This window comes from Pseudomonas anguilliseptica (assembly GCF_021375795.1).
GTDB lineage: Bacteria > Pseudomonadota > Gammaproteobacteria > Pseudomonadales > Pseudomonadaceae > Aquipseudomonas > Aquipseudomonas anguilliseptica_A.
The window spans coordinates 325,638-344,710 of the sequence record NZ_JAEIOI010000002.1; the positions used below are offsets into that span (position 1 = coordinate 325,638).

General features: G+C 59.6%; 18 protein-coding genes and 1 pseudogene. 11 read left to right on the forward strand and 8 right to left on the reverse strand.

From position 1 onward, the window contains the following. Positions 1 to 17: 17 nt before the first annotated feature. Positions 18 to 1,007 carry a YhdH/YhfP family quinone oxidoreductase gene (locus IOD17_RS09365; RefSeq protein ID WP_233684830.1) on the forward strand — a complete coding sequence of 330 codons (990 nt, stop codon included), beginning with the start codon at positions 18 to 20 and terminating at the stop codon, positions 1,005 to 1,007. A 54-nt stretch (positions 1,008 to 1,061) separates the two neighbouring features. Here IOD17_RS09365 and IOD17_RS09370 read toward each other — a convergent pair whose 3' ends face one another. Continuing rightward, on the reverse strand, positions 1,062 to 1,499 hold the full coding sequence (locus IOD17_RS09370) for a hotdog fold domain-containing protein (RefSeq protein ID WP_233684831.1): 438 nt from the start codon (positions 1,497 to 1,499) through the stop codon (positions 1,062 to 1,064). A gap of 113 nt (positions 1,500 to 1,612) precedes the next feature. On the opposite strand from IOD17_RS09370, the gene IOD17_RS09375 reads away from it, so the two are divergent. Next, positions 1,613 to 2,191 (forward strand): TetR/AcrR family transcriptional regulator, encoded by a 579-nt coding sequence (locus tag IOD17_RS09375; protein ID WP_233684832.1) that lies wholly within the window; start codon positions 1,613 to 1,615, stop codon positions 2,189 to 2,191. 44 nt (positions 2,192 to 2,235) lie between these two features. On the opposite strand, the gene IOD17_RS09380 is transcribed toward IOD17_RS09375, so the two are convergent. From IOD17_RS09380 to IOD17_RS19510, 5 genes and pseudogenes are all read right to left on the reverse strand, one after another. Next, positions 2,236 to 2,733, reverse strand: a complete 498-nt coding sequence (locus tag IOD17_RS09380) for a DUF934 domain-containing protein (protein ID WP_233684833.1) — start codon at positions 2,731 to 2,733, stop codon at positions 2,236 to 2,238. After that, positions 2,717 to 4,375: a nitrite/sulfite reductase gene (locus IOD17_RS09385; RefSeq protein WP_233684834.1), complete on the reverse strand. Its 1,659-nt coding sequence runs from the start codon at positions 4,373 to 4,375 to the stop codon at positions 2,717 to 2,719. Before IOD17_RS09385 ends, IOD17_RS09380 begins: the two co-directional genes overlap by 17 nt. Before the next feature lie 424 nt (positions 4,376 to 4,799). Next, positions 4,800 to 5,417 carry a hypothetical protein gene (locus IOD17_RS09390; protein ID WP_233684835.1) on the reverse strand — a complete coding sequence of 206 codons (618 nt, stop codon included), beginning with the start codon at positions 5,415 to 5,417 and terminating at the stop codon, positions 4,800 to 4,802. Between the two features lie 7 nt (positions 5,418 to 5,424). Further along, positions 5,425 to 6,480, reverse strand: a complete 1,056-nt coding sequence (locus IOD17_RS19505; protein WP_418904265.1) for a methyl-accepting chemotaxis protein — start codon at positions 6,478 to 6,480, stop codon at positions 5,425 to 5,427. 12 nt (positions 6,481 to 6,492) lie between these two features. Next, positions 6,493 to 7,059, reverse strand: a pseudogene (locus IOD17_RS19510) (cache domain-containing protein); the annotation flags it as partial. Between the two features lie 332 nt (positions 7,060 to 7,391). Between IOD17_RS19510 and IOD17_RS09400 the strand changes: the two are divergent. The 3 genes from IOD17_RS09400 to IOD17_RS09410 all read left to right on the forward strand — a co-directional run bounded on the left by IOD17_RS09400 (position 7,392) and on the right by IOD17_RS09410 (position 10,014). After that, positions 7,392 to 8,222, forward strand: coding sequence for an undecaprenyl-diphosphate phosphatase (locus tag IOD17_RS09400; protein WP_233684836.1), 831 nt, complete (start codon positions 7,392 to 7,394; stop codon positions 8,220 to 8,222). A gap of 80 nt (positions 8,223 to 8,302) precedes the next feature. Beyond that, on the forward strand, positions 8,303 to 9,271 hold the full coding sequence (locus IOD17_RS09405; protein WP_233684837.1) for an alpha/beta fold hydrolase: 969 nt from the start codon (positions 8,303 to 8,305) through the stop codon (positions 9,269 to 9,271). 17 nt (positions 9,272 to 9,288) lie between these two features. Then, positions 9,289 to 10,014, forward strand: coding sequence for a DUF1294 domain-containing protein (locus IOD17_RS09410; protein WP_233684838.1), 726 nt, complete (start codon positions 9,289 to 9,291; stop codon positions 10,012 to 10,014). Here the strand turns inward: IOD17_RS09410 and IOD17_RS09415 are convergent. Further along, on the reverse strand, positions 10,011 to 10,910 hold the full coding sequence (locus tag IOD17_RS09415) for a LysR substrate-binding domain-containing protein (protein ID WP_233684839.1): 900 nt from the start codon (positions 10,908 to 10,910) through the stop codon (positions 10,011 to 10,013). The two genes, IOD17_RS09410 and IOD17_RS09415, sit on opposite strands and share 4 nt — an antisense overlap. A gap of 123 nt (positions 10,911 to 11,033) precedes the next feature. Between IOD17_RS09415 and IOD17_RS09420 the strand changes: the two genes are divergently transcribed. After that, positions 11,034 to 11,642: an FMN-dependent NADH-azoreductase gene (locus IOD17_RS09420; protein ID WP_233684840.1), complete on the forward strand. Its 609-nt coding sequence runs from the start codon at positions 11,034 to 11,036 to the stop codon at positions 11,640 to 11,642. Positions 11,643 to 11,703: 61 nt separating this feature from the next. On the opposite strand, the gene IOD17_RS09425 is transcribed toward IOD17_RS09420, so the two are convergent. Beyond that, complete coding sequence (locus IOD17_RS09425; RefSeq protein ID WP_233684841.1) at positions 11,704 to 13,290, reverse strand: ABC-F family ATPase; 1,587 nt, start codon at positions 13,288 to 13,290, stop codon at positions 11,704 to 11,706. Positions 13,291 to 13,647: 357 nt separating this feature from the next. Between IOD17_RS09425 and IOD17_RS09430 the strand changes: the two genes are divergently transcribed. The 5 genes from IOD17_RS09430 (at position 13,648) to IOD17_RS09450 (ending at position 19,050) form a co-directional block, all read left to right on the forward strand. Continuing rightward, a complete protein-coding gene (locus IOD17_RS09430) occupies positions 13,648 to 14,430 on the forward strand; it encodes a MetQ/NlpA family ABC transporter substrate-binding protein (protein WP_233684842.1) in 783 nt (260 codons plus the stop codon). Between the two features lie 277 nt (positions 14,431 to 14,707). After that, the gene (locus IOD17_RS09435) at positions 14,708 to 15,457 is read left to right on the forward strand and encodes a GntR family transcriptional regulator (RefSeq protein ID WP_233684843.1); all 750 of its coding nucleotides are present in this window, start codon (positions 14,708 to 14,710) and stop codon (positions 15,455 to 15,457) included. Continuing rightward, positions 15,454 to 17,190 (forward strand): fumarate reductase/succinate dehydrogenase flavoprotein subunit, encoded by a 1,737-nt coding sequence (locus IOD17_RS09440; protein ID WP_233684844.1) that lies wholly within the window; start codon positions 15,454 to 15,456, stop codon positions 17,188 to 17,190. The genes IOD17_RS09435 and IOD17_RS09440 overlap by 4 nt, the downstream gene beginning before the upstream one ends. Positions 17,191 to 17,206: 16 nt before the next feature. Next, positions 17,207 to 17,452 (forward strand): 4Fe-4S dicluster domain-containing protein, encoded by a 246-nt coding sequence (locus IOD17_RS09445; protein WP_233684845.1) that lies wholly within the window; start codon positions 17,207 to 17,209, stop codon positions 17,450 to 17,452. A 188-nt stretch (positions 17,453 to 17,640) separates the two neighbouring features. Then, positions 17,641 to 19,050 (forward strand): ABC transporter substrate-binding protein, encoded by a 1,410-nt coding sequence (locus tag IOD17_RS09450; protein WP_233684846.1) that lies wholly within the window; start codon positions 17,641 to 17,643, stop codon positions 19,048 to 19,050. Positions 19,051 to 19,073 lie beyond the last annotated feature (23 nt).

The following is a 19,073-nucleotide window of genomic DNA, read 5'->3' on the forward strand; positions in this document are numbered from 1 at the left end:
TCATACAGAGGAAGAAGATGAGCAAGTTCAGTGCATTGCAGGCTCGTGAAAGTGCTACGGGCGGTTTCGAACAGGTGATTGTGCAGCGCGACATCGGCGACTTGCCGGCCGGTGAACTGCTGATTCGGGTCAAGTACTCCTCGCTCAACTACAAGGATGCACTGTCAGCCAGTGGCAACCGTGGCGTGACCAAGAGCTTTCCGCATACCCCGGGTATCGATGCTGCGGGTGTGGTGGAAGCGTCCAGCGTGGCTGAATTCAGCGTGGGTGATGAGGTGATCGTCACCGGTTATGACCTGGGCATGAACACCTCGGGCGGCTTTGCCCAGTACATTCGGATTCCGGCCAACTGGGCGCTGAAACGTCCCAAGGGCCTATCCCTGCGTGAAGCCATGGTGCTCGGTACAGCCGGCCTGACGGCGGCGCTGTGTGTCGACAAGCTGGAGCAAAGCGGCCTGAGTCCGGATGCCGGCCCTGTACTGGTAACGGGGGCTACGGGTGGTGTAGGCAGTGTCGCCGTGGCCCTGCTGACCTCGTTGGGCTATCGCGTCGCGGCCTCGACGGGCAAGGCGGAGCAGGCCGATTATCTCAAGGCCCTTGGCGCACAGCAGATTGTGCTGCGTAGCGAACTGCAGGAAGGCACTGATAAGCCTATGCTCAAGGAGCAGTGGGCGGGCGCCGTGGATTGTGTGGGCGGGGATATCCTGTTCAACGTGGTCAAGTCGCTGCGCTACGGTGCCAGTGTGGCCTGCTGTGGGCTGACGGCCGGGGTCGGCTTCAAGGGCAGCGTACTGCCGTTTATCCTGCGCGGAGTGAACCTGCTGGGGGTAGACTCTGTAGAGCTGCCGCTGGTGGTCAAAGCCTCGATGTGGGACAAGCTGTCGTTGCAATGGAAGGTCAACCTCGATGCACTGGTCAGCGAGGTAACGCTTGAGCAACTGCCGGCAACCATTGCGCAAATCCTCGCGGGCAAGCAGGTCGGGCGCGTGCTGGTCAACCTGGCTTGATTGCTAGCCTGTCTGATAAGGCCCGGTATTTCCGGGCCTTTGTATTTCCGGGGGTCAGGCCTGACTGACGTACATGGTGATGTCTGCACGGAACACTGCTTTGTCGCCGACAAAGGCTTGCACAGGCACAGTGACATCACCCAGCTGGTTCCAGTCGATGGCGCTGCCATCGGCCACGGCGCGAATATCACCATCAGCCTTGGCCAGGTATTCCACAGTCATTCCGCGCGGAATCCAGCGGCAACCCTTGGGGATCGACGCGTCAGTCATAGTCCCTGCAGCCAGTTCGGCGGCGTTGCACAGGGCAATCGCGTGTACGGTGCCAATGTGGTTGAGCACTTCGCGACGTTTAGGAAAGGTGACTTCGGCGTAGCCTGGGCGCAGCTCAACGAACTGTGGGGCGATGCTGGCGAAGTAGGGCGCGACCTGGCCGATCATGGCGCTGAACTGCGCCGGGCCTGCCTGTTGGAACATCTGTAACATCTGGCTCATGGACTTCTCCTGGGCGGATTGGGGTGATGGATTGAGTGCGCGCCAGGGCAGTGTACAAATATTAGAATTAAATTCTAGAATTATTTTCTTGTTGATTGCCGTACGAGGAAAGCATGGCTCGTCGTTCCCGCAAAGATGAAATCCTTCAGGCCGCGCTGGCCTGCTTTACCGAGGTCGGAGTTGATGGCACCACCATCGAGATGATCCGTGATCGTTCCGAGGCCAGTATCGGCAGCCTGTATCACCATTTCGGCAACAAGGAACGGATCATCGCCGCGCTCTATCTGGCAGGTACGGCGGAGTATGCGGCGATGCTGGAAGAAGGCTTCGCCACAGCTGGCAGTGCTGAGGCTTGCGTCAAGTTGCTGGTCACCAGCTATGTCGACTGGGTGGTGGCCAATCCTGATTGGGCGCGTTTTGTTCTGCACAGCCGCAGCCGGGTTGAGGCGGGGGAAATGGGGGAGCAACTGCGTGAAGCCAACCGCAAGCACTTTCAGCGCATCTTTGCTGCGCTCTCGCGTTACCGTGAGGAGGGGCTGTTCAAGGCCATGCCGGTGGACTGTTTTGCTTCGGTCATTATCGGGCCAACCCACGACCTCTCGCGGAACTGGCTGGCGGGGCGTACGCAGACGCAACTGGCGGACTGTCGCGAGTTTTTGGCGCAGCTGGCCTGGGACAGCGTGAGAGCCTGAAACTAAAAAGCCCCGCGATGCGGGGCTTTTTAGTGCTGAGCCGATCAGGCGCGGCGACGGAACAGCGGCAGCGGCTGATCCGTGGAAGCCTGATACACCTCGCGAAACTCTTCGAAGGCTTTCAAGGCATCCTGCGGGTCTTTGTCCTCACGCAGGGCGAAGGCATCGAAGCCCACGCGCAGGTAGGAGAACAGTTGATCACGCAGTACATCACCGATAGCGCGCACTTCACCCTTGTAGCCATAGCGATTGCGCAGCAGGTAGGCCGTGGAGCAGTGGCGGCCGTCGGTGAAGGCCGGGAAGTTCAGCGCGATGACCTGAAAGTTGTCCAGTTGATCGGCGATTTCTTCGATTTCCTCACCGGCATCCAGCCACACGCCCAGGCCGCCATCGCGAGCCTTGAGTGCGGTACTGTGCTCAACCCAGAGGGCCAGCGGCACAATCAGGTCGTCGCAATTGGAGATACCATCCAGCGTGGCATCTTTGGGCAGCAGGTGCCAGCTTTCGTCGACCAACTGACCGTTCTTAATGATTCGCTGCATATACGCGCTCCTTGAACGGGTCGACACCGATGCGGCGGAAGGTGTCGAGGAAACTCTCTTCTTCATTGCGGCGTTCGACGTAGACCTTGACGATCTTGTCGATCACATCGGCCATGTCGGCTTCGGCGAAGGAGGGGCCAAGGATCTGTGCCAGGCTGGCATCACGACCGGCGCTACCGCCGAGTGATACCTGGTAGAACTCCTGGCCTTTCTTGTCCACCCCGAGGATGCCGATGTGGCCGACGTGGTGATGGCCACAGGCGTTCATGCAACCGGAGATATTCAGGTCGATATTGCCCAGGTCGAACAGGTAATCCAGGTCGTCGAAACGGCGTTGGATAGCCTCGGCAATCGGGATCGACTTGGCGTTGGCCAGGGAACAGAAATCGCCGCCGGGGCAGCAGATGATATCGGTCAGCAGGCCGACGTTTGGCGTAGCAAAACCGTTTTCACGCAGCTCGCCCCACAGGGTAAACAACTGTGCCTGCTCGACGTCGGCGAGGATGATGTTTTGGTTGTGGCTGTTGCGCACTTCACCAAAGCTGTAGCGGTCGGCCAGGTTGGCAATCGCATCAAACTGCTTGTCGGTGACATCGCCAGGCGCCACGCCGGTCGGTTTCAGTGACAGGGTCACTGCGACATAACCCGGCTTCTTGTGCGCGAAAGTGTTGCGCTGACGCCAGCGGGCAAAGCCTGGGTGCTCTGCATCCAGGGCAGCCAGTGCGGCATCCTGATCCTCGAGGGCTTTGTAAGCCGGGTCGATAAAATGCGCGGAAACCCGTGCTACTTCAGCTTCGGTCAGGGTGGTCGGGCCGTCTTTCAGGTGCGCCCACTCGGCGTTTACGCGCTCAGCAAACACTTCAGGGGTGAGGGCCTTGACCAGAATCTTGATGCGCGCCTTGTACTTGTTATCGCGACGGCCATAGCGGTTGTACACACGCAGAATGGCGTCGAGGTAGCTGATCAGGTGCTGCCACGGCAGGAATTCGTTGATAAAGCTACCAACGATCGGCGTACGACCCAGACCGCCACCAACGGAGACGCGGAAGCCCAGCTCACCGGCATCGTTGCGTACGGCTTCCAGGCCAATATCGTGCACTTCAATCGCTGCACGGTCGCTCACTGCGCCATTAACCGCAATCTTGAACTTGCGCGGCAGGTGGGTGAACTCGGGGTGGAAGGTCGACCACTGGCGGATGATCTCGCACCAAGGGCGCGGGTCAATGATTTCATCCTTGGCCACACCGGCGAACTGGTCGGTGGTGGTGTTACGGATGCAGTTGCCGCTGGTCTGGATAGCGTGCATCTGCACGGTGGCCAGTTCGGCGAGAATCTCGGGAACGTCTTCCAGATCCGGCCAGTTGAACTGCACGTTCTGGCGGGTGCTGATGTGCGCGTAACCTTTGTCGTAGTCACGAGCAATCTTGGCCATCATGCGCACCTGCGCTGATGACATCAGACCGTACGGCACGGCAACGCGCAGCATGGGCGCGAAGCGTTGGATATACAGGCCATTTTGCAGGCGCAGCGGGCGGAATTCTTCGCCGCTCAGTTCGCCAGCCAGGTAACGGCGGGTTTGATCGCGGAACTGCTTGACGCGGTCCTCGACGATTTGTTGGTCGTACTGGTCGTATACGTACATGTGGTGTCCTGTTATCAGGCTTTTTACAGCTAATCAGCGCGCACGGCCGCGCACTCCTGGCGGAGCCGGTGGAAGATACCAGTTCAGGGATATACACAAAAGTGATGTTTGAATATATGGAAAGAACTTAAAGTGATAAGTGGCAGGGTCAACATAGCCGTACGGCTTGAGGAAGCCCGCACACTGGTCTTAACTGCTAGAGGCGATTCACCCATAAACACAACAAGAGGGGTAGTCCATGACCGAACACAGCGAACCGGATAATGCTGACAGCGTGGTCGATGCCAAGGCCATCTTTGCCTTGATTCTGATCTTCGTCGCCACTGCGGTGTTCTGGGTCAGCCAGCAGTAAGACCCAGCGACCAGTGCACAGAAACGGGCATCAATGGGTTGATGCCCGTTTTTTATTGCGCAGTGCGCAGCTTCAATGGCAACTAAGGCTGTCGGCCTGGCGGTAGAGCATCAGCAGTTTGCGGGTGATGGTCTGCTGGATATCGTCCCGCTCGAAGGTCGACAGGCGTGTCAGGCGACCGACTTGCAGGCGATGCAGGTGGATGTAGGGCATCTGCTGATCGAACTCGCGCAGGTCACCTTTCATCATGATCGGCAGGAAAATGTCCCCCGCCTTTTTCTGATTACTGATGATCTGCGCCAGGGCTGGTTTGAATGGCATGGTCTTGGGGGCCGGGCCGCCTTCCTTGATCATCGTGGTCAGCAGCAGGCCAGGCTTGTTCAGCACCACACCGGGCAGTACACAAAGCCCGGTCTTGCGCACGGCCAGCGCTTCTATGCCATTCAGGGTGTCGTGAAACGCATAGGGGTTGGGCAGCACCACCATCTTGCGCCCCAGGTCGCTGGGGAAGTGCAGGTCATAGTTGGTATACAACTGGCGGGTCGATTCCGAGTAGACGCACAGGCGGTTCTCGAACAGCTTGATAAAGCGCTCGGCCAGCTCGCGCCTGGCAATGCTGTCCAGGTCCCAGATCAGGTCCTGGTTCTGCGGTTTGCTGAGGTCGACTTCCTGATGTTCCATACTGCTCATTTAGTATTTATACCCTGAACTGTCCCAGCAGCCTGTTCAGTTGTTCAGCAAGCTGGCCTAGGTGCTGCCTGGCGTCGCTGGATTGTTGTGCTGCCAGGGCATTGTTATGAGCCAGGCTGGCCGCCTGGGTGACATTCTGGTTGATGTCTTCGACCACGTGCGATTGTTGCAGCGTCGCGCTGGCGATGGAAGCGTTCAAACCGGTGAGGTTGCGCAAACCGCTGGCAATCTGGGTGAGACTGACGCCCGCCTGGCTGGCCTGCTCAATGGTCAGTTGTGAGGCTTTGCTGCTGTCGTTGATGACTTTGACGGCGGCCTCCGAGTTACCTTGCAGGCGTTCAATCATCACCTGGATTTCGGCGGTGGACTTCTGCGTGCGCTGCGCCAGTAGACGGACTTCGTCGGCTACGACTGCAAAGCCACGGCCCTGCTCGCCAGCCCGGGCTGCCTCAATGGCGGCGTTGAGTGCCAACAGGTTGGTCTGCTCGGCAATCGAGCGAATCACTTCCAGCACGCTGCCGATCTGCGTGCTTTCCTGAGCCAGGGCTTGAATGACTTCGACAGCCTGACTGATGGTGGCGGACAGTTCAGTGATCTGTCGCAGACTGCTTTCGATGTTCTGCTGGCCCTGCCGCGCCTGGTCTTCGGCGGCATGCACTTCTGATGAGGCATGTTCGGCGTTCTTCGCCACATCCTGCACGCCATAGGTGACCTGGTTGATTGCCGTGGCCACCAGTTCCATCTGCTGTGATTGCTGCTCACTGTGCTGCTGCGCCTGGCTGGAAATCTGCCCGAGTTCGCGGGCGGCTACATCGAGCTTGCCGGCGGAGTCGAGTGACTGGCGGATCACCTGGCGCAACTTCTCGGTAAACATATTGAAATAGCGGGACAGGGCGGACAATTCATCGCTGCCATGGGTGTCCAGGTTGCGCGTCAGGTCGCCGTCGCCGCTGGCGATATTGGCCATGGCGCTGACGGCCTGCTGCAGTGGCTGGGTGATGCTGCGCACGATCAGCACCACCAGCAATGCCACCAATATGGCAATGCCGAGGCCGATAATCACCGCTTTCAGAGCCTGGGTCTGGAACTCGGCCTGGACATCGTCGACGTATACCCCTGAACCAATAATCCAGCCCCAGGGCTGGAACAGTTCGACATAGGACACCTTGGGCACCGGATCGCTGGCACCAGGTTTTGGCCAGCGGTAGTTCACCTGGCCTGCGCCCTGGCTCTTGCTGATGGCCACCATCTCATTGAACAGCGCTTTGCCGTCAGGGTCCTTGAAGCCCGAGAGGTTCTACCCTTCAAGTTTGGGGTTGGTGGGGTGCATGATCATTACGGGCGTCTGATCGTTGATCCAGAAGTATTCCTGGCCGGCATAGCGCAGGCCGCGAATCGCCGCTATGGCCTGTTTCTGTGCCTGTTCACGGGGCAGGCTGCCTGCCGTTTCCAGGCCATGGAAGTATTTCAGAATCCCGGCGGCACTCTGCACGACATGCTGGGTCTTCTCACTTTTGGCTGCATACAGGTCGGTGTGGATTTGCTGCAGTAACAGTGCGCCCTGGATCACCAGCATCAGGATGGACACTGCCAGAATCAGCCACAGGCGACGATTGATGGGTAGGCTGCGCAAGCTGTTCATGGGACTAAGCTCCCTTCTGTTTTTGTGAGGCGCTCTTATAGGCTGACCACGCCGTTTTCCTACGTTAGACCTTAGGCTAATTGGCGAATAAGCACAGTGTAGAAGGCCAATGGCCAGCAATTGTCTGGCGGCAGGCGGTTCCAGCCCCTGGGTTGGCAGCACTACGGCGCATGTTCTCTGTTAGGATTTGCGCCACTGTTTGTTAAGTGTGTGATTTGGCTGTTTTTTCTGTGCGAGGGAACCTTTACTCGCAAAGGCTGTCGACGCACTCGCGGGTTCATCATCATCATCGTTGTTGTTCGTGCCAAAAGCGCACGTGTTGGGGAGTGGGGATGGATCTTTGGGTTGCCTTGCAGGCATTTATTCTGGGTGTGGTGGAAGGGCTGACCGAGTTTCTGCCGATTTCCAGCACAGGGCACCAGATCATTGTTGCGGATTTGATCGGTTTTGGCGGTGAGCGGGCGATGGCGTTCAACATCATCATCCAGCTTGGGGCGATTCTGGCGGTGGTGTGGGAATACCGACGCAAGATTTTCGATATCGTCATCGGTCTGCCGAAAGAGCAGCAAGCGCAGCGCTTTACCGTCAACCTGCTGATTGCCTTCCTGCCTGCGGTAGCTTTGGGCGTTCTGTTTGCCGATCTGATTCACCATTATTTGTTCAACCCGATCACTGTGGCCCTGGCCTTGGTCATCGGTGGCGTGATCATGCTCTGGGCCGAGCGGCGCACTCACCTTGTACACGCGGAAAGTGTCGATGACATGACCTGGAAGGACGCCCTGAAGATCGGTTTTGCTCAGTGCCTGGCGATGATTCCGGGTACGTCACGTTCCGGCGCGACGATTATCGGCGGTCTGCTGTTTGGCCTGTCGCGCAAGGCCGCCACCGAGTTCTCCTTCTTTCTCGCCATGCCGACCATGGTCGGTGCCGCGGTATATTCCGGCTACAAATACCGTGATCTGTTCCAGGCCAGCGATCTGCCGGTATTCGCCATCGGTTTTATCACCTCGTTTGTTTTCGCCATGATCGCGGTGCGGGCGCTACTCAGCTTTATCGGCAAGCACAGCTATGCAGCCTTTGCCTGGTATCGCATCGGTTTTGGTTTGCTGATTCTGGCGACCTGGCAGTTGCAGTGGATTGACTGGAGCACGGCGCAGCCGTGATTGCTGTATTCGGCAGATGGATTAAAGGCGCACCTCGGTGTGCGCCTTTGTCATAGTGGCCTCGGTTAGTGGAGGCGTATATGCATCAGCTTGAGCAGCAAATCCTTCAGGTCAACGGCATCGACCTGAGCCTTTACAGTGCTGGCCCAGCAGCGGGACGTCCGGTCTGGTTGCTGCACGGCTTTCCCGAGTGCTGGCATTCCTGGCGCCAGCAGATTGCTCCCTTGGCTGCGGCCGGTTACCGCGTGCTGATCCCGGAGATGCGTGGCTACGGCCAGAGCAGCGCACCGCGTGAGCCGGCGGCCTACGATGTGCTGACGATCTGCGGTGATATTCAGGCGGCCATGGATCAGCTGGGGCAGCAGCAGGTCTGTGTGGTCGGCCACGACTGGGGTGCACCAATTGCCTGGCATTTAGCCCTGCTTGAGCCTGAGTGGGTGCAGGCCGTGGTCGGCATGGCGGTGCCATTTGGCGGTCGACCCCGACAGCCGGCCATCGAGATCATGCGCCAGCTGTATGCCGGACGCTTTCATTACATCGTGCATTTTCAGCAGCCGGGCGTGGCTGAGGTGGAAATGGATGCTGATATTGCGCGGACCTTGCGCATGATGATGCACAACACTTCCGCCGCCGTACCCAAGGATCACTTCCTGCAGGAAAAAACCGCCGATGCGGGGTTGTTTGACGGCATGCAGGACCCTGGCACGCTGCCCGCCTGGTGTGATGCGTCAGCGTTCGCACTCTACGTGCAGACTTTCCAGGAGCGCGGTTTCTATGGCGCGCTGAACTGGTACCGCAACTTCGAGCGTAACTGGCAGCGTACCGAGGTATTGGCTGAGCGGCAGGTCAAGCAGCCCGCGCTGTTTCTGCTGGGCGACATGGACCCGGTGGGCACATTGGAGGCCTATACCCTCAAGCAGATGCCCAAGCGGGTTCCCCGGCTGGAGTCGCATGTTCTAGAAAATTGCGGGCATTGGATTCAGAACGAGCAGGCTGAGCAGGTCAATGCCTTGCTGTTGGACTTTCTGCAGCGCCACTATCGTGCGTAAAGCTCTGGGATGACGTGATGGAACAGCGCGGCCGGTTACGCAACTGGAATGACGACAAGGGCTTCGGCTTTATTCAGCCGGAGCAGGGTGGTGCAGAGCTCTTCGCGCATATCTCGGCCATGCGCGGTGACCGTCGCCCGGTTGCCGGCGATCAGGTGCTGTATGTCGCCGGCCAGGATGCCCAGGGCCGGGCGCGCGCCGAGCATATCCGCCTGGCCGGTGAACTGGCGCTGGATCGTCCGGCCATTCGCCGTAAACCGCGCGCAGATAAACCGCTAATCAAGTCAGCTGTTAAGCCAGCAAATAAGCCCAAGATACGGACGAAGCGCAGCTACGACTCCGGGCCGATTCAGCATCTACCGGCGAAAATGGCGCTGCTGATTTTGCTCTGTGTGTTGCCGCTGCTGGGTGGTTGGCGCGTGCTGAAGCAGTTTGGCGTGGTCTGGGTGTTGTTGGCATATCCGCTGGCCAGCATGATCAGCTTTGTGCAGTACTGGCACGACAAATCCAGCGCCCAGGCTGGTCGCTGGCGCACGCCGGAAAATGTTCTGCATGGGGTCGCGCTGCTCGGTGGATGGCCGGGCGCGTTGGTGGCGCAGCAGTGTTTCCGACACAAGACGCGCAAGGCATCCTTCCAGTTGGTGTTCTGGTCGATTGTGCTTGTACATCAGGTGATATGGATTGACTGGCTGTTGCTCGACGGCCAGTTGTTGATGGCTGTGTTGCACGCCTTAAACCGCTAGATCGGTTGCTCCCAACGGCTGACGGCTTCGCTGAGGTGTTCGATCCAGGCGCGGACGGCCGGCAGCATGCCACGGCGATGGGTGTAGACCGCCTGCAAGTTGCCTGTTGGCAGGGCCCAGTCCGGCAGCAGACGGATCAGTCGGCCATCGGCCAGTTCATTCAGGCACAGTGGCGCCGGCAATAGAGTGAAACCCAGTTCTGCCAGGGCCGCCTGCTTGCGCACTTCGAAATCGACGACAGCCAGGCGTGCAGCCAGCACTACGTCCTGGCTGCGCCCGCTGACATGCTCGAAGCGCATGTGGATGTGCCGGTCCGCTTCCAGTGCCCCCAATGCCGGCAACCGGGCGAGGTCTTCAGGCGTGCGGATTTCGGCGTTCTCCAGCAGGGCCGGGGCGGCCACCAGAAACGCTTGCGCCGGGCGCAAGCGGCGGGTGATCAGCGTGGGGTCTTCATCTTCTGCGCTACGTACGCGCAAGGCGACGTCCACGCCCTCATTGAGCAGGTCGATACGCCGGCTGGTCTGGATCAGTTCCAGTTGCACCTTGGGGTAGGCCGCGAGAAAACTTACTACCAGTTCCGTAAGCAGCGCGATGCCGCCGGGCGCGCTGACCCGTAGGCGCCCACGGGGTTCGCTGGTCAGGCTGGCCACGGTTTCCTCGGCCTGTTCGGCTTCCTGCAGCATGGCCTGGCAATGGCGCAGGTAGCGCTCGCCAACCTCGGTCAACGCCAGTTTGCGCGTGGTGCGTTGCAACAGGCGTGCGCCGAGGCGGTTCTCCAGTTCGGAAATCCGTCGTGACAGACGCGATTTGGGAATACCCAGAATGCGTCCGGCGGCGGCGAAACCGCCGGCCTCTACCACTTTGGCGAAATAGAACAGGTCGTTGAGGTCATGCATGGCTTTATCGTCCTATCAGTAGGACGAACTATCGCATTTGCGCCGACTAATCGGCTATTGCTTTCATCAGTAGTATCTCCAGCATCTTGATCGCCGTGGGGCGATCTCATTTTGGAGATTGTCATGAAACTACTTCACCTCGATTCCAGCATCCTCGGCGACTCGTCCGCTTCCCGTCAGCTCAGTCGCGCCGTGGTCGAGGCCTGGCTGGTCGCTGCCCCTGAGGCTCAAGTGAGCTATCGCGACCTGGCCGGCGATGCGCTGAGTCATCTGTCTGCCTCCAGCCTGGTGGCCGGCGGTACACCGGCTGAGCTGCGGGATGCTGCACAGCGGCATGAAGTGGCGCTGGCCGAGGCCACGCTCAATGAGTTTTTGGCTGCCGACGCCGTGGTGATTGGCGCGCCGATGTACAACTTCACCGTACCCACCCAGCTCAAGGCTTGGATCGACCGCGTGGCTGTAGCCGGCAAGACCTTTGCCTATGACGAAAATGGCCCGAAAGGTCTGGCCGGTGGCAAGAAGGTCATCATCGTCTCCACCGCCGGCGGCATCCATGCTGGTCAGCCAAGTGGCCAGGCGCATGAGGACTACCTGCAATTCGTGCTGCGTTTTCTCGGCATCACCGACATCGAGCTTGTTCGCGCTGAAGGCCTGGCTTATGGCGAAGAGCCGCGCAGCAATGCCCTCAAGGCCGCGCATGCGCAGATCGCCGGGTTGTTCGCTACTGCATAAGACGGCACAAACGAAAAAGCCCGCTCAATGAGCGGGCTTTTTTATGCTAGTTACAGACCGGTCAGACGATCACGCCCTGGCTGCGCAGGTAGTCGTCGTAGCTGCCGCTGAAGTCGGTCACGCCGTTCTCTGACAGCTCGATGATGCGGGTGGCCAGGGAGCTGACGAACTCGCGGTCATGACTGACGAAGATCAGCGTGCCTGGGTAGTTCTCCAGTGCCAGGTTGAGGGCCTCGATGGATTCCATGTCGAGGTGGTTGGTCGGTTCGTCCATCAGCAGCACGTTGGGCTTCTGGCAGGCCAGTTTGCCGAACAGCATGCGGCCTTGCTCACCACCGGACAGCACCTTCACCGATTTCTGGATTTCATCGGAGGAGAACAGCATGCGGCCGAGAGCGGCGCGAATATTCTGCTCGCCTTGGGTCCACTGGCCCATCCACTCGAACAGCGTGTCATCGGCTTCGAAGTCGTGGGCGTGGTCCTGGGCGTAGTAACCCAGTTCGGCACTGTCGGTCCACTTCACGGTGCCGGCGTCCGGGGTCATTTCACCAACCAGAGTACGCAGCAGGGTGGTCTTGCCGATGCCGTTGGGGCCGATGATCGCCACGCGCTCGCCGGCTTCCACGGTGAAGCTGAAATTCTTGAACAGCACCTTGTCGTCAAAGGCCTTGGACAGTTTGTCCAGGGTCACGGCCTGGCGGTGCAGCTTCTTGTTCTGGTCGAAGCGGATAAATGGGCTGACGCGGCTCGATGGCTTGACCTCGGCCAGCTGGATCTTGTCGATCTGCTTGGCGCGGCTGGTGGCCTGCTTGGCTTTCGAGGCGTTGGCCGAGAAGCGGCTGACGAAGGTCTGCAGCTCGGCGATCTGTGCCTTCTTCTTGGCGTTGTCGGCCAGCAGTTGCTCGCGCGACTGGGTGGCGGCCGTCATGTACTCGTCGTAGTTGCCCGGGAACAGGCGCAGCTCGCCGTAGTCCAGGTCGGCCATGTGGGTGCAGACCGAGTTGAGGAAGTGACGGTCGTGGGAAATGATGATCATGGTGCTGTTACGCGCCGTGAGGATGTTTTCCAGCCAGCGGATGGTGTTGATGTCCAGGTGGTTGGTCGGCTCGTCGAGCAGCAGCACGTCCGGGTCGGCGAACAGCGCCTGGGCCAACAGCACGCGCAGCTTCCAGCCCGGAGCGACTTCGCTCATCGGGCCGAAATGCTGTTCGAGTGGGATGCCCAGGCCAAGCAGCAGCTCGCCCGCACGGGATTCGGCGGTGTAGCCGTCCATCTCGGCGAACTCGCCCTCCAGTTCGCCCACCTTCATGCCGTCTTCTTCGCTCATTTCTGCCAGCGAATAGATGCGGTCACGTTCGGCCTTGACCTTCCACAGCTCGGCGTGGCCCATGATCACGGTGTCGATCACGTTGAACTCTTCGTAAGCGAACTGATCCTGACGCAGCTTACCCAGGCGCACGTTCGGCTCCAGCATCACCTGGCCAGCCGAAGGCTCCAGATCACCACCGAGAATTTTCATGAAGGTCGACTTGCCGCAACCGTTGGCGCCAATCAGGCCGTAACGGTTGCCGTTGTTGAACTTCACGGAGACGTTTTCAAAGAGCGGCTTGGCGCCGAATTGCATGGTGATGTTTGCGGTGGAGATCACGAATCTTGGTCCAGATAAGCGGGCGCACGGGCGCGAAAGGGGCGCGATTGTAGCGGTTTACGGCGGTAAAAGGCAGCAGGCGGGACGGGCGGGCTTGCGTTGCGATGTGTTCGCTCTGGGTTATGGCTGTCTCAACGTTTGCCATGAACCTGAAAACGCTCTGCCATAGGTGTTATCAGTTTATGGACCGGCGTGTTTTTATATTCACTAATAGAATATAAAAATAATTATTCAGTATTTTATGGGAATAAAAAATCTCAGTAGTGTCAGCAGCAACCGAGCCTGACCGGCAGGTGAAAATCCGCTCCGCTCGCAGCTGAAGATCCAGCTGGGGCATACGAACTGAGAGATCCCACGATGAAAAAGACTTTGCTGCTCACCGCGCTGGCTGCTGCACTTTCCGTAACCCTGGCGCAGGCCGGCGAGAAACTGGTTGTGGCGGCTTCGCCCGTGCCGCATGCCGAAATCCTTGAGCTGATTAAGCCGCAGCTGGCCAAGGAGGGCGTCGATCTGGATGTCAAAGTCTTCACCGATTATGTGCAGCCCAATCTGCAAGTCAGCCAGAAACAGCTGGATGCCAACTACTTCCAGCACCAGCCTTATCTGGACACCTTCAATGCCAATCGCGGTACGAATCTGGTGAGCGTCAAGGGCGTTCATGTCGAGCCGTTCGGTGCCTATTCCAGCAAGATCAAGAACCTGACTGAACTGCCGCAAGGTGCCACTGTGGCCATCCCCAACGACGCCACCAACGGCGGCCGTGCTCTGCTGTTGTTGCAGAAGGCTGGCGTGATCACTCTGAAGCCGGACACTGGCATCCTCGCAACACCAAAGGACATTGCCGACAACCCGAAGAACATCAAGGTGCGTGAACTGGAAGCGGCAACCCTGCCGCGCGTGCTGGATCAGGTTGACCTGGCGCTGATCAATACCAACTACGCCCTGGAAGCCAAGCTGGACCCAAGCAAGGACGCTCTGGTGATCGAGGGTCGTGATTCGCCGTATGTGAACTACCTGGTGGCGCGTCCGGATAACCAGGACAGCGATGCCATCAAGAAACTCTCGGCGGCTCTGACCAGCCCTGAAGTCAAAGCCTTTATCGAGAAGAAATATTCCGGCGCAGTGGTTCCCGCGTTCTGATCCTCACCAACTGACTGACCACGGCGGCATGGGTGGCTCAGCTGCCCCTGCCATTTCCAACGCCGACGAAGGCTTGCTCTCGTCGGCGTTCTTTTTTGCGCAGCCATATCCAGGGGCTGCCGACACTATGTCGCATTAGAGTGCGTGTTTGCCTGGCCAATGGCTGCTGCGCGCAATGCCATAACCTTATTCGATAACGGTATTTTCAAAGCGATGCTTATATTCGTTATCTTCTCGCTACAACTTGTTATGACAAGTAATGATTGAGACCCGAAACATGGCCCAACTGCTACCGCTGTCCCCCGTACCGCTTTACAGCCAACTCAAGGAATTGCTGCGTACGCGCATCCTTGATGGCACCTATCCACCACACAGCCGCATGCCCTCGGAAAGCGAGCTGGGCCAGGCTCATGGCGTCAGCCGCATTACCGTGCGCCAGGCGCTGGGCGACCTGCAGAAGGAAGGGCTGATCTTCAAGATTCATGGCAAGGGCACCTTCGTTGCCAAGCCCAAGGCATTCCAGAACGTCAGCACCCTGCAAGGCCTGGCCGAGTCGATGACGCAGATGGGCTATGAGGTGCTCAACCGTCTGCGCAGCTTCAAATTCGTGCCGGCCAGCGCGTTGGTCGCTGAACGCTTGCAGGTGGAAGAGGGCAGCCTGGTCACTGAAATCAAGCGGGTACGCCTGATTAACCGTGAGCCGGTGTCGCTGGAAGTCACCTACCTGCCGAAGGCCGTTGGCGAGAAGCTGGAGAAGGCCGATCTGGCCACCCGCGACATCTTTCTGATTCTGGAAAACGACTGCGGTATCGCCCTCGGCCACGCCGACCTGGCCATCGATGCGGCACTTGCCGACAGCGATCTGGCCCAGGCGCTGCAGGTCGAGGAGGGTGCGCCGATCATGCGCATCGAGCGCCTGACCCACACCGCCGACGGCACGCCCCTGGATTTCGAACACCTCTACTACCGCGGCGATGCCTTCCAGTATCGCCTGCGCATCGACAGGCAGAAGGACGCGCAGCAATGAGCAGCTATCAGACCCTGGAACAGGAATACGACATCGTGATCATCGGCGGCGGCACTGCCGGGCCGATGGCGGCGATCAAGGCCAAGGAGCGCAACAAGGCGCTGCGTGTGCTGCTGGTGGACAAGGCCAACGTCAAGCGCAGCGGCGCGATCAGCATGGGCATGGATGGCCTGAACAACGCCATCGTCCCCGGCCACGCCACGCCGGAGCAGTACACCAAGGAAATCACCGTGGCCAACGACGGCATCGTCAACCAGGCCGCCGTGTACGCCTATGCCACCCACAGTTTCGAGACTATCGAACAGCTGGATCGCTGGGGCGTGAAGTTCGAGAAGGACGAGACCGGCGACTACGCGGTGAAGAAGGTCCACCACATGGGCGCCTACGTGTTGCCGATGCCCGAGGGCCACGACATCAAGAAGGTGCTCTACCGCCAGCTCAAGCGCGCCCGGGTGGAAATCACAAACCGCCTGATCACAACCCGCCTGCTCACCGATGCTGAGGGCGCGGTCAATGGCGTGATGGGCTTTGACTGCCGCACCGCCGACTTCCATGTGATCAAGGCCAAGGCGGTGATTCTTTGCTGCGGCGCGGCCGGGCGCCTGGGTTTGCCATCGTCTGGCTACCTGATGGGCACCTACGAGAACCCGACCAACGCCGGCGACGGCTACGCCATGGCCTATCACGCGGGTGCAGAGCTGGCCAATCTGGAGTGCTTCCAGATCAACCCGCTGATCAAGGACTACAACGGCCCGGCCTGCGCCTATGTCACCGGCCCGCTGGGCGGCTATACCGCCAACAACAAGGGCGAGCGCTTTATCGAGTGCGACTACTGGAGCGGGCAGATGATGTGGGAGTTCCATCAGGAACTTGAAGGCGGTAATGGCCCTGTGTTCCTCAAGCTCGATCACCTGGCCGAGGAAACCATCCAGACCATCGAGGAAATCCTGCACAGCAACGAGCGTCCGAGTCGCGGCCAGTTCCACGCTAATCGTGGCACCGATTACCGTACCGGCATGGTCGAGATGCATATCTCCGAGATCGGCTTCTGCTCCGGTCATAGCGCCTCGGGCGTATGGGTCAACGAGAAAGCCGAAACCTCGGTTAAAGGCCTGTACTCGGCCGGCGATATGGCCGCCGTGCCACACAACTACATGCTCGGCGCTTTCACCTACGGCTGGTTCGCTGGCAGCAACTCAGCAGATTACGTGGCTGAGCGTGACTACAGTGAGCTGGATCAGGCGCAGATCGATGCCGAGCGCGCGCGGGTCTATGCGCCGCTGCTGCGCGAGCACGGCCTGCCGCCGGCGCAGGTCGAGTACAAGCTGCGACGCATGGTCAACGACTACCTGCAGCCGCCCAAGGTGACCAAGAAGATGGAAATCGGCCTGACCCGTTTTGCCGATATCCAGCGTGACCTCGACCAGCTCAAGGCCAACAACCCTCACGAGCTGATGCGCGCCCTGGAAGTCAGCGTGATCCGCGACTGCGCCGAGATGGCCGCACGGGCTTCGCTGTTCCGCACTGAGAGCCGCTGGGGCCTGTACCACCACCGCGTCGATCACCCGCAGCGCAACGATGCTGAATGGTTCTGTCATGCCCACCTGAAGAAGGATGAAAGCGGTGTGATGAGCAGCTTCAAGAAACCGGTCGAGCCCTACCTGATTCCGCTGGATGACGAAGAGCAGCAGGCCTACAACCACTTGCGCGTCAAAGGCAACGCAGCAGCCTAAAAGGAGGGCGCGTGAAATGGCGTATCAACCCCAGGAAATATTCTTTCGCAGCAACGCCCCGGTAACGGTCGATGAAGACAAATGCATCGCCCACAAGGGCTGCACCGTCTGTGTGGATGTCTGCCCGATGGACCTGCTGGCCATCAACCCGGCCACGCAGAAAGCCTATATGGCCTTTGACGAATGCTGGTACTGCATGCCGTGCGAGACGGATTGCCCGACCGGCGCAGTGAAGGTGGAGATTCCTTATCTGCTGAGGTAGTCCGCCGGGTTCAAACCGCACTGCAATCACTTGATTCTGTCGCACGGGTTAAACCCACCGGGGTACGCCTGCTCGACAAAAGCTATCCGGATAACCGCCGGACGCCTGCTGTAACACCCCCTCGTTTCCCACCAGCCAACCGCATGGCGGAGACGATTCCAATACTTATGATTCGAGGGGAAACACCCATGATCTTGCGTACTACCATCGCCGGCCTCGCGCTGGCCATCAGCAGCATCACCGCCGCCCATGCAGAGACCATCCGTATTGCCATCGGCACCCAGGACACCACCATCAACTGCGCCGCTGGCGGCCTGCTGATCCGTGAGCTGGGCCTGCTCGACAAGTACCTGCCCAAAGACGGCAAGTACCAGGACGCCAAATACGAAATCGAGTGGAAGAATTTCACCAGCGGTGCGCCGCTGACCAACGAGATGGTCGCCGGCAAGCTGGACTTCGGCGCCATGGCCGACTTCCCTGGCTCGTTCAACGGTGTGGCGCATATCGAGGCGGGCAAGCAGAGCCTGTTTATCAGCGTGCTGTCCGGCAGTACGCTGGGCAGCGGCAACGGCATCGTGGTGCCGGCGTCCTCCAGCGTGCAGTCGCTGGCAGAGCTGAAAGGCAAGACCATCTCCGTGCCGTTCGCTTCCACCGCCCACGGCATGTTGCTGCGCGCTGTGGCCGCACAAGGCTGGGACCCGGAGAAGGACGTGCGGATTATCGCCCAGGCCCCGGAAATCGCTGGTTCCGCGCTACGCAGCAACCGCATCGAAGCGCATGCCGACTTCGTGCCGTTCGCCGAGCTGTTCCCCAACCGTGGTTTCGCCCGCAAGATCTACGATGGCTCGCAGGCCAATGCGCCAACCTTCCACGGCGTGCTGGTGGATGCCAGCTACGCCAAGAAGTACCCGGAAATCGTCACCGCCTACCTGCGCGCGGGCATTGAAGCCGACCAGTTGCTGGCCGCCGAGCCGGAGAAATACAGCGAGCTGATCGAGAAGGTCACCGGCATCGAGGCTGAGGTCAATTACCTGTTCCACGGTCCGCTCGGCCTGCAAACCCGTGACCTGAGCTGGAAGCCGGAATACCGCCAGGCGGTGGCGACGTCCATCGACACTCTCAAGTTGCTCAAGCGTACTGACCGTGACTTGGATACGGCCAAGTTCATTGACGATCAGTACATTCGCGCAGCTTTCAAGGCTTCCGGTCTGGACTACAGCACGCAGCTGGCCAACTACGCCGCGCTGCCGCTCAAGGCCAACGATGCACTGACCGGCAAACCGATCACCGACTTCAAGCGCCTGGCGCAGATCTGGGTGCGTGGCGAAGACAAGGTGCGTCATTACAGCTCGCCGGAAGCAGCCCTGGGCGCGCTGGCCACTCTGGAAGCAGAGGGTAAGGACATCCGCGCCATCTATGCCCAGGCAGCGGACAGCGGCATCAAACTGCTGGCCAACCAGGCCTGGTTTGTCCGTGATGCCAAGGGCCAGCTGAATGCCTTCCTGCTCAAGGATCAGGCCCTGGCCTATGCCCAGCAGCATGGCGGCACCGCGCTGGACTTCGTCAGCGCCAACCAGCAGTTGCTGGCCAGCCGCTAAGACCTACTCCCTCTGCCCACCCT

Coding starts and splice junctions, on each gene's coding strand:
- IOD17_RS09375 (WP_233684832.1), top strand. CDS start 1,613: ATGGCTCGTCGTTCCCGCAAAGATGAAATCCTTCAGGCCGCGCTGGCC.
- IOD17_RS09420 (WP_233684840.1), top strand. CDS start 11,034: ATGAAACTACTTCACCTCGATTCCAGCATCCTCGGCGACTCGTCCGCT.
- IOD17_RS09380 (WP_233684833.1), bottom strand. CDS start 2,733: ATGCAGCGAATCATTAAGAACGGTCAGTTGGTCGACGAAAGCTGGCAC.
- IOD17_RS09405 (WP_233684837.1), top strand. CDS start 8,303: ATGCATCAGCTTGAGCAGCAAATCCTTCAGGTCAACGGCATCGACCTG.
- IOD17_RS09370 (WP_233684831.1), bottom strand. CDS start 1,499: ATGAGCCAGATGTTACAGATGTTCCAACAGGCAGGCCCGGCGCAGTTC.
- IOD17_RS09390 (WP_233684835.1), bottom strand. CDS start 5,417: ATGAGCAGTATGGAACATCAGGAAGTCGACCTCAGCAAACCGCAGAAC.
- IOD17_RS09365 (WP_233684830.1), top strand. CDS start 18: ATGAGCAAGTTCAGTGCATTGCAGGCTCGTGAAAGTGCTACGGGCGGT.
- IOD17_RS09430 (WP_233684842.1), top strand. CDS start 13,648: ATGAAAAAGACTTTGCTGCTCACCGCGCTGGCTGCTGCACTTTCCGTA.
- IOD17_RS09445 (WP_233684845.1), top strand. CDS start 17,207: ATGGCGTATCAACCCCAGGAAATATTCTTTCGCAGCAACGCCCCGGTA.
- IOD17_RS09435 (WP_233684843.1), top strand. CDS start 14,708: ATGGCCCAACTGCTACCGCTGTCCCCCGTACCGCTTTACAGCCAACTC.
- IOD17_RS09385 (WP_233684834.1), bottom strand. CDS start 4,375: ATGTACGTATACGACCAGTACGACCAACAAATCGTCGAGGACCGCGTC.
- IOD17_RS09400 (WP_233684836.1), top strand. CDS start 7,392: ATGGATCTTTGGGTTGCCTTGCAGGCATTTATTCTGGGTGTGGTGGAA.
- IOD17_RS09440 (WP_233684844.1), top strand. CDS start 15,454: ATGAGCAGCTATCAGACCCTGGAACAGGAATACGACATCGTGATCATC.
- IOD17_RS09410 (WP_233684838.1), top strand. CDS start 9,289: ATGGAACAGCGCGGCCGGTTACGCAACTGGAATGACGACAAGGGCTTC.
- IOD17_RS09415 (WP_233684839.1), bottom strand. CDS start 10,910: ATGCATGACCTCAACGACCTGTTCTATTTCGCCAAAGTGGTAGAGGCC.
- IOD17_RS09450 (WP_233684846.1), top strand. CDS start 17,641: ATGATCTTGCGTACTACCATCGCCGGCCTCGCGCTGGCCATCAGCAGC.